Genomic DNA, 10,461 nt, shown 5'->3' with positions numbered 1-10,461 from the left:
CACGGCGGCCGTACCGCCACCGGCGTACTCGTACGCGTCGCACAACGCATCCTCGCGATGACCGCCGCGATCTGGCACAACTGGACCACCGGCCAACCCATCATGCGCTCCCTCATCGCTTACGACCACTGATCCCTCGGAATAGATCGTCTAGAGGGCTGGACCAGTCCTGGCGAATTAGATCCACGGGCCATTCTGCAGTCCACGGTGACCGTCGGTGAGGCTGCCGCCATGTCGATGCTCTTCTGGCCCGACTTCACCACGTTCACCTGTGGGACGAGTTTCCACCGTAGTCGGAAGCTGAATACGTCGTCTTGGCTGAGTTGGCCCCGCGTATCGCGTCGATGTGGCGCGGAGCGCTCAAATCCGCATTCCCGGATCGAGAGTTCGTCGTCTCCGTGGCCGATGAACCGGAGGACTACGGGCCCACGATTTCGATCCGATCAGCCTAACTATGGCACCGTAGGAGGGCTCGCAGTGGGAGTGGCTGGTGACGTTGGGGGCGTGAAAATTGTCGCTAATGTCGTTTTCAATGTGTCGTGACCTTTCAAGGTCAGGGGATGATAATGAACTGGGTCGAACGGATCGTTCAAGAGACCGGATGGCGCCGGGATCCTGAGGGTCCTGGATGGGAGGAGGTGGAGGCTGAGCTCGGCGTCGCGCTGCCTGCCGACTTCAAGGAGTTGAGTCGGCGGTTCTTGCCGGGGGCGTTCTCCGGGTTTCTAAGCCTGCTGCGGCCGACGGGCGAGCACGACGAACAACCGCTGCTTTCCATGTGGTCTGGCAGTCGACAGGTGGCAGGCCGCAGCGAGTTTGGTGCGCAGATCTTCGCCCCGTACGGAATCTATGGTCCCGACACGGGACCGGGCCTGATCCAGTGGGGTTTAGACGAGACCGAGGGAGACCATTTCTGGCTGGCGGACCGCGCCGTCGAGCCGGACCGATGGCCGGTGGTCTCCCGGAGGGAGGCTGGTGAGCCATGGCACCGGTTCGACATGTCGACGGCCGAGTTCGTCTACCGGATGATCGCAGACCCTGAGTTCAAGCCGTTCACGATCGCCGATCCAGCACGGCGGGCGTTCTACTATCCGTATTGGGCGCCGTACCCGATCAGCCCGGAGGACTGGGAGGCGTTGAGCGATCCGAACCGGAGGAGCTGATCCACGACCGCAGTCTCGCGCCTTCGATACTGAAGGTCGTCTGGCCCCCTGGGGCTCTGTGGAGCACGGAAGTTGTCCACCCGACGGTGCGAGCCTTTCTTTCTCGCACCGTCGATCCGTGTGGCACGGCCAAAACGTGATATCCGTACCCATCCCCGTGGGTACCGGCGGCTATTGGTGGCGACGGCGGTGACGGCGGCGGTTGACGTGGTGGCGCCTGGGCGCCGTTAGCTCGCCGCAGGCTGCAATGTGTTGACGAACGTGGCGAACTCGGCCCGCTGCTCCTGGGCCATCGCATTCTTCGGCACTATGACTGCCGTTTGCGACTTGCCCAACATGGGTCCCAACCCGAATACGAACAGCAGTCCAACGCCCAGGTTGATTGAATCGAGGTCAGTTGGCAGGTCCATTGCTGTCAGTGCGACGCCGAGGGTGATCAACACTCCGCCGAGGATGCGGAAGGTTCTCAACTGCCTACGGGCAGTGTGTCGATAGAAGCGGCGCATCCGTTGCTCGTCGTAGGGGACCCACATGGAGATGTGCATCGCCGCATCCTAATACGACAGTCGGTGCATCCGAGGACGCTCCGTGTCCGTGGCTGCTTCCGGGGCCGGTCGAACACGTGAGCCCCTGAGTGGTCGTCGTTCACCGGTCGCGTCTCGGCTGAACGCCGTCATCGATGAACCCGGCGCCTCGTTGTCGCCGAACAGGGTGTCGTGCTGCAGCCAAAAGTCAGCAATTTGGCAGCAAAATCAGGGTCCCAGCAAAATATGCATGGTTCGTCCTAATATGTCGTATATAGGAATGTCTGGGCGAATTGCCGGTTTTGGGGTTTTGGTGGAGTGCGGTCGCTATCGGGGTGGTCACGAGTTTTTCCGATTTGGTTGTCTTCTTAGCTGTTGTGTCGGGGCTGGTCAGATGCCATCAGTGCGCCACTGGGTGCAGATTTGTCGATGCGCAGCGTGCGTTTTGCGTTACACAGCGGGATGGCAGCAGTCGGCTACCTCTGATACCTTCCGCTCGTTTTGATCATCCCTACTGGAGGGTGTTCAGCTGTGCGTAGGGTGCGTAGACCACTGATCGTGGTCCTCGTGTTGGCCTTGGTGGCCACGCTCGGTGGGATAGAGGTGCTGTCGCGGCGGGACTGGGGGGGCGCGTCAACGGCCTCCGCTGGCGACGGCTTCTTCTCCCGGCTCGGTAGGGCGGCGTGGTCCCTGGTTGACGGGGGCGAGTCGCCGCGGGGGCGAGCTGAGGAGGTCCGGGCCGGCCTGGTGGTGCACGAGGAGCCACCCGAGGCGACGGTCTGGCCGGAGCAGAAGCGGGTTCGGGAAGTCGCCGAGCGGCGGACGGAAACCGGTCGGGTCTACCAGCTCGCCGATGGCCGGCTGCAGGCGGAGATCTCGGCCGCGCCGTTGCACTACCAGGACGAGCAGGGTCGGTGGCAGCCGATCGACACCAAGGTCCAGCCGACCGTCGAGGACGGGTACGTGCAGGGCAACAGCACGAACAGCTTCACCAGTCTCTTCGGGGACAGCTCGGACGAGTTGGTGCGGTTCGAGCGCGACGGCAGGAGCATCGAGCTGGGGCTGGGCGGCGCCGACAAGGCGGTCGCCCCGAAGGTCTCCGGTTCGACGGTCACCTATCCGGGGATTGCCGACGGCGCGGATGTCGTCTACGACGTGACCGCGACCGCGCTGAAGGAAATGATCGTCCTGCACCGGGCGCCGGAGGGGCCGGCGTCGTACACGTTCACTCTGGACACGACCGGGTTGCAGGCGCACCAGCGCCAGGATGGGTCGATCGCGTTCCTGCGTCCCTCGGGTGGGGACCCGGTGTTCGTGATGCCGGCGCCGTTCATGTACGACAGCAAGGACGACAAGGCGTCGCCGCACGGCAAGGTGTGGTCGGACAAGGTCACTCAGAAGGTGGCCGGGTCGGGGGCGAACACCACGGTCACGGTGAGCGCGGACGCGGCGTGGCTGGCTGACCCGAAGCGGGTCTACCCGGTGGTGATCGACCCGACGATCCGGATCCAGCCGGTGCCGTCCGACTCGCAGGATGTGCATGTCTACTCGGGTAACCCGGGGCACGCGCACCAGACGGACGCGGCGACGTGGCCGTTGCGGGTGGGTACGGACAGCGCCGATGTGTGGCGGACGCTGGTGCGGTTCCCGCTGCACCCGGTACCGGCCGGCACCACGATCGATGATGCCCGGCTGGAGCTGTACTACGACCAGACGCACACCACCCACGACAACGACGTGCTGATGGAGGCGCGTCGGATGACGGAGCCGTGGTCGGCGGAGACGGCCACCTGGAACAACACGCACGAGAACATCGACACGAAGCCGGCCGGAAACCTGGTGCAGCTCGACGACGGTGATGCCGGTACCTCGGTCACCGGGTCGTGGGCGTGGTCCGGTAACCCGGACGTGACCAAGCATGCGGTGAACGGCGACTACCGTTTTAACAACGACTCGGCCACGGGGGACACCCACACCTGGACGCCGACGCTCACCGAAGCCGGGGACTACAAGGTTGAGGTGCACTACGTCGGCGCCTTCGACCGGTCCGAGGAGGCGCCGTTCACGGTGCACCACGCCGACGGTTCCTCGACGGTGTCGGTGGACCAGACCACTCCGGACACCAAGGGCGAGTGGACGACGCTGGGCACCTACCGGTTCGACGCCGGTACGGCCGGCCGGGTGGTACTGGGCGACGTGGCCGGCAAGGCGGTCATCGCCGACGCGGTGCGCTTCACCCGGTGGGGCGTGGCGAACAAGGCCCGGGCGGTCTCCAGCGTGTGGAGTTCGTTCGCGGTACGGGACGTGGTGCAGGAGTGGCTGAACGGCACCCCGAACCACGGTTTCGTGGTCAAGGCGGTGGACGAGGAGACCAAGGGCCGGGGCGGGCCGATCTTCGAGGCATCGGAGTACGCGTACCAGAACGATCGGCGTGACTACAACCTGCCGCGGCTGATCGTCACCTACGGCCGGCCCGGGGTGGAGCTCGACCCGCCGACCACGATCACGTCCACCGGTGCGGTGCTGACCTGGCCGAAATACCAGGACCCCTCGTCGGACCCGGAGGACGACGCGGTCGAGTACCAGGTGCACCGCAGCATCTACCAGGACTTCAGCCCGTCGGCGGCGACGCTGATCGCCCCGGTTGACACCTCCACCCGGACCTACCAGGACACCACGGCCGAGCCCACGCCGGCGGACAACACCGACCCGTTGGCCCGCAAGTTCTACTACTACATGGTCGCGGTGAAGACCCGCGACGGCGAACTGCTCGCGGGGCCGAGCCAGCCGGTGATGCTGCCGAAGGCCGGGCAGATCACCCGGATCTACCGCGACGCGGCCGCCGCCGATGACCCCACCGGCATCAACGGGGTCGTGGACACAAACCTGTCGAAGGCCCGGCCCAACGACAACGTGGACGTTTACGACGGCGACCCGTACCTGGGTACGGGGAACAACTCCACCTACTACGGGACCACCCGTAGCGTGGTGAAGTTCCCGGACCTGGCCGGAGTCCCGGCCAGCGCGAAGGTCGTGGACGCGCAGCTGCGGGTGTGGAACACGTACCTGCTGCCCGGGGACGTGCAAGACGACTACATCGACGTGTATCAGCTTACCCAGCCGTTCGACGAAAAGACGGCCACCTGGGAGAACGCTGACGCCTCCACCGCCTGGACCACCCCCGGCGGCAGCTACGACACCGCGTGGAAGTCCGGGCTCAGCGGGATCAGCAACGACCCGGAGTGGTCCACCTGGACGGTCACCAACCCGGTGAAGGGCTGGGTGAGCACCCCCAGCAGCAACAACGGTCTCCTGCTGCGCATGCGTAACGAGGACACCCCGACGGCACGGGCGTTGATGCTCTCGTCGGAGGCGTCCGAGCCGCTGCTGCGCCCGACGCTGGAGGTCACCTACCTCGAGCAGAACGCCGAGTCGACCTACCACGCGCCGACCACCCCCGAGCAGGTGGCCCCGGGCTCCACGCACACCGTGCCGGTGACCGTGTCGAACCCCACCGATGCGGCGTTCGCCGCCACCGACTGGGAACTGACCTACCAGTGGAAGCGGGCCGACGGCGAAGCCGTGGCGGACCCGACGATCCACGTGGCGACGCCGCTGCCGGCGACCGTGCCGATCGCCGGCACCGTCGACGTCAGCGCACAGGTGAAGACCCCACCCTCGTCAACCGAGGGCAACCGGCGCACCGACTACATCCTGGACTGGGACCTGCACAACAAGGTCACCGGGAAGAAGCTGTCGGAGACCACCGAGATCAAGGCGCTGCCGCAGAACGTCGCCGTGGAGGAGCCGACCTCCGACCAGCTCGGTCTGGAGAAGTTCTACTCCTACGCGGGTAAGAACACCGGCGCCGGCGGCACCCTGATGAACAACCTCTACGCCGGCAACAGCGTCTGGTCGTACAACGCGTTCAACAACCCCTCGCGGGGACTGTCGAGCTTCGTCCGACTGGCCTACAACTCGCAGGACACCACCGACAGCGCCGCCGGCTTCGGCTGGTCCCTGCAGGCGTCGTCGATGATGCGCCTGGGCACCCCGCTGGACTTCCATCCGAACCCGAAGCCGACCAAGGTCACCCTCACCGACGGTGACGGGACCAGTCACCGGTTCACCTGGGACGACACCGCGAACCAGTGGATCGCCCCGAAGGGTGTGCACCTGCACCTGGAGAAGTACTCCAGCGTCGACTGCAAGCCGAACACGCAGGAACCGAAGGCGTGGCGGCTGACCAAGCCGGACCGCACCCAGTTCTACTACGACTGTGAGGGCTTCCTCACCAGCACGGTAGACAACAACGGCAACGAGATGCTCTTCACCTACGAGGAGCGCAAGTCCAACAACAAGCCCACCAAGTTCCTGCGCTACCTGACCGACCCGACCGGTCGGCAGACCCTGACCATCGACTACTACGCCAAGGGTCAGGACTACGACTACATCGACGACACCACCTGGACCAAGGAGTCGGCGACCAACCTCACCAACCCGCACATTATCGATCACGTCTCGGAGATCACCGACATCTCCGGACGTAAGCTCACCTTCACCTACACGGACAAGGGTCTGCTCGGTGAACTGATCGACGGTGCCGGCTCCAGCCAGCCCAAGGTGTTCGAGTTCGCCTACGACATGACGCAGGGCAACAAGAACGTCAAGCTGGTGCAGGTCACCGACCCGCGCGGCAACGACACCGGGCTCGTCTACCACTATCCGCAGGACGGCGACGACCCGCAGTGGCACTGGACCACCAAGTCGTACACCGACCGGCTCGGTCACCCCACCCAGTTCGCCTACGTCGATCCGGACGGTCCGCAGGGTGACCTGATCGACGCCACGGTCACCGACGCGGAGAACCACACCACCGCGTACCGGATGGACGGCTACGGCCGCCCGTACCAGACCACCAACGCCAAGGACGAGATCACCAAGCTCGGCTGGGATGACGACCACAACGTCATCCGCCTCGAAGAGGCCAACGGCGCGGTCTCGACCTGGGCATACGACCCGAAGACCGGCTACCCGACGGAGATCAGGGACGCCGAGGCGGTCCGCAACGACACGCCGGGCACGGTCTTGGCCTACCAGCGTCAACTCGACGGCTACGTGGCCGACGTGACCGAGAAGACCAGCCCCGAAGGCCGCAAGTGGACCTTCACCTACACCGATGAGGGTGACGTCGCCACCGTCACCGACCCGATGGGTAACGCCACGGCGACCGACGGCGACTACACCAGCACCAACACGTACGACGAGTGGGGACAACTCGTCAGCGCCGAGGACGCCAACGGCAACGTCACCGCGTTCACCGGCTTCGACGCCAACGGCTACCCGAAGACCATCACCGACGCGGACGACGGCGAGTCACACTTCGCGTACGACGTACGGGGCAACGTCACCGAGGCCCGCAACGCCGCTGACGCCACGGTGACCCAGGAGTACGACGCGTTCGGGCGACCGACCACGCGAGTCGAGCCGGTCGACGCGGAGAACGGGCGCTTCATCACCCAGCGGGCCCCGGTCTACGACCCGAACGACAACATCACCACCGTGTACGCGGCCAACGGTGCGGTGTCGACCTCCGTCTATGACGAGGCCGACCAGGTCATCGAGACCGTCGCCCCGTCCGACGAGCCGACTGACCCGGAGCGGAAGAGCACCACGACGTACGACAAGGTCGGCAACGTCCTGACGGTGACCGAGCCGCAGGGCAACCTGACGGCAACGGCCGGGGACTACACCACGACCACGACGTACGACGCTATCTATCAGCCGATCGAGGTCAGTAACGCGCTCGGGCAGCGGGTCACCAGCGAGTACGACAACGTCGGCAACGTCACCGTCGTCTACGACGCGAAGAAGACCGCCAGCGCCGAGGACGACTTCACCACCCGGTTCGAGTACGACTGGAACCGGCGGGTCACCAAGACCACGGACGCGTTGGGCGAGTTCACCACCGCTCGGTACGACAAGGACGGTCTGACCGTCGCCACGACCGACGCGGACGGCAACGAGTCCCTGGCGACCTACGACGCCCGGGGCGCGCTGATCGAGTCGAAGGTGCCGCAGCGGGAGGAGAGCGACGGCAGCATCACCTACCGCACCACGCGGTATGAGTACGACGAGGTCGGCAACCAGACCAAGATGGTCAGCCCGCGTGGCGTGAACACCGCCGACGACCCGGACGACTTCGCCATGGTGACGGTCTACGACTCGCTCAACCGGGTCAAGGAGACCTGGTCGGCGTATGACCCCGACGACAGCCGGTACAACAAGCCGAACAAGACCCTCTACTCGTACGACTCGGTCGGCAACCTGGCGAAGGTCAGTGCGCCGCCGTCGGAGGGGCAGACGGTCCGTAACGACACCGAGTACCGCTACTACGACAACGGTTGGACGAAGACGTCCAAGGATCCGTGGGACATCGTCAACTCGTTCGACTACAACGACCTGGGTCAGCAGACGAAGAACACGCTGACCTCGGCTGGTGGGTCGACGTCCCGGACGATGGCCTGGGAGTACTACCCGTCCGGTAACCAGAAGGGGCGGTCGGAGGACGGTCTGCCGGTTGGTCAGGACGTGGTCCTGGTCGACAACTCCGACACCCACAACACCGCGGCCCAGGGCACCTGGACCAACGGCGCGGCTACCGGCGCGTACGGGTATGACGTGGCCACGGCGCCGGCGGGCAGCGGGTCGGCTCAGTTCAACTGGCAGCTGACCATTCCCCGGGACGGCGACTACGAGGTCTTCGTCCAGCACCCGGAGGTGACCGGGGCGGCGACGGATGCGAAGTTCACCATCACCCACGACGGCGGCAGCGTCGTCAAGACGGTGAACCAGACGCAGGACGCGGGCACCTGGGTCAGCCTGGGCAGCTACGCCTTCGTCGAGGACGGCGTTCAGAAGGTCACCCTCACCGACGAGGCGAGCGGCAAGGTCCTTGCCGACGCGGTCAAGCTGGTGCGGGACAACAGCGGCGACGTTGACGACGAGCACAAGGAGTTCACCTACCGGTACAACCCGAACGGGTTGATGGTCGAGGTGAAGGACCTCAGCCCCGGAGCCCGGGTTGACCGCTACGACATCGCCTACGACCAGCTCAACCAGATCGAATCGGTCAAGGAGTTCGCCGGCTCGACGTTGAGCAACACCACCGCGTTGACCTACGACGTGAACGGTAACCCGCTCACCTCGACTCACGACCTGACCTGGTCGGAGGTCGAATACGACGAGCGGGACATGGTCGCCAAGGTGACCAACGCCGACTCGCCGTCGGCGGGTAACCAGCAGGTCTCCACGTTCACCTATACCGCTCGTGGGCAGATGCTTCAGCAGGTCAAGCCCAACGGCAACACGGTCGACTTCTCCTACTTCCTGGACGGTGCCACCGAGCACCAGGTGGAGAAGACCTCCGGTGGGGCGGTGGTCGCCGAGCACACGTTGGAGTACCAGGCCAACGGGCACCCGTCCCGGGAAGTCGTCAAGTTGATGAACGCCGATGACACGGCGGATTACATCGACAACACGTATGTTTTCAGCTACGACCCGCAGGATCGGATCAGTCGACTCGACAAGACCGGTGACAGCACCTCGACGGAGTCGTACACCTACGACGCCAACGGCAACACGATCACTCAGACGGTCGAGGGGACGACGAGCACCAGCAAGTTTGACCGGAATCGGTTGCACTCCACCACTACCAGTGGGGTGACCGCCACCTACAACTACGATCCGCTGGGTCGTCTTGACACGGTGTCGGTTGGTGGGCAGCGCGCGCAGAAGTACTACTACGACGGTTTCGACCGGACGGCGAAGGCGACCGCGGGTAGTGGGTCGGCGGCGAAGTCCACGACCTACGTTTACGACCCGTTCGATCGGACGGTGTCGCAGACCACGGGGTCGAAGACGACGGCCTTCACGTATCTGGGGATGACCAGCGAGGTGCTGCGGGAGGAGGTCGCGGATGAGGCGACCAAGTCCTACCAGTACGCGCCGTGGGGTCGGCAGCTCACCCAGATCAAGCACGAGGACGATGGTGGCCGGGAGTACTCGCAGTTCACGTACCGGTCGCGTGGTGATGTCATCGGTATCACCAAGGAGGACGGTGACGCTCGGGCGACGTACGGTTACACGGCGTACGGCAAGGACGATGCCTCGCAGTTCACGGGTGTGGACGCTCCTGGTGTCCAGCCGGAGGGCGAGGGTCCGTATAACGCGTTCCGGTTCAACGCGTCTCGCTGGGATGCGGCTTCGGGTACCTACGACATGGGGTTCCGTAACTATGACCCGGGTCTGAACCGGTTCTTGACTCGGGACACGTATGGCGGGGCGTTGGCTGACATGGGTCTGGCCATGGACCCGTTCACCGGCAACCGGTACGCGTTCGCTGGTGGGAACCCGATCAGCTTCGTGGAGATCGACGGTCACCTGTTCGGGATGTCGTGGTCGGATGTCGGCCACGCCGCTCTGGACGTGGTGGGTTTGGTGCCGGTGGTCGGTGAGGTCGCTGATGTGGCCAACGGCGCCTGGTACCTCGCCGAGGGTAACTACGTCGACGCCGGGCTTTCGTTTTCCTCCGCGATTCCGCTCTTCGGCTATGGGGCGAGCGCGGCCAAGTTCGGTAAGACCGGTAAGAAGATCTACGACGGAATTGATACCGCGAAGGACGCGAAGAAGACCGCTGACGCGACGACCGATACGGCTAAGGCGGCTCCCTCGACCGGTGCGCCGAAGCCGAAGGCGGACGAGCCGAATGCTCCGAA

The 10,461-nt window shown here is 65.0% G+C and carries 3 protein-coding genes; 2 read left to right on the top strand and 1 reads right to left on the bottom strand.

Features of this window, described 5'->3' with window-relative positions; translation table 11 throughout:
- Positions 1 to 638 precede the first annotated feature (638 nt).
- A complete protein-coding gene (locus tag H0524_RS16210) occupies positions 639 to 1,160 on the top strand; it encodes an SMI1/KNR4 family protein (protein WP_180199393.1) in 522 nt (173 codons plus the stop codon).
- Between the two features lie 227 nt (positions 1,161 to 1,387).
- On the opposite strand, the gene H0524_RS16205 is transcribed toward H0524_RS16210, so the two are convergent.
- Positions 1,388 to 1,705: a hypothetical protein gene (locus H0524_RS16205; RefSeq protein WP_180199392.1), complete on the bottom strand. Its 318-nt coding sequence runs from the start codon at positions 1,703 to 1,705 to the stop codon at positions 1,388 to 1,390.
- A gap of 519 nt (positions 1,706 to 2,224) precedes the next feature.
- On the opposite strand from H0524_RS16205, the gene H0524_RS16200 reads away from it, so the two are divergent.
- On the top strand, positions 2,225 to 10,461 hold an 8,237-nt coding region (locus H0524_RS16200), incomplete at its 3' end, for a DNRLRE domain-containing protein (RefSeq protein WP_180199391.1).

Origin of the sequence: Salinispora sp. H7-4 (assembly GCF_013416675.1) — a bacterium.
GTDB classification, from domain to species: Bacteria; Actinomycetota; Actinomycetes; order Mycobacteriales; family Micromonosporaceae; genus Micromonospora; species Micromonospora vitiensis.
This window is presented reverse-complemented; position numbering and strand designations above follow the sequence as displayed.

Excerpts from the sequence above, each read along its gene's own strand:
- H0524_RS16205 (WP_180199392.1), bottom strand. The coding sequence starts at position 1,705 with ATGCACATCTCCATGTGGGTCCCCTACGACGAGCAACGGATGCGCCGC.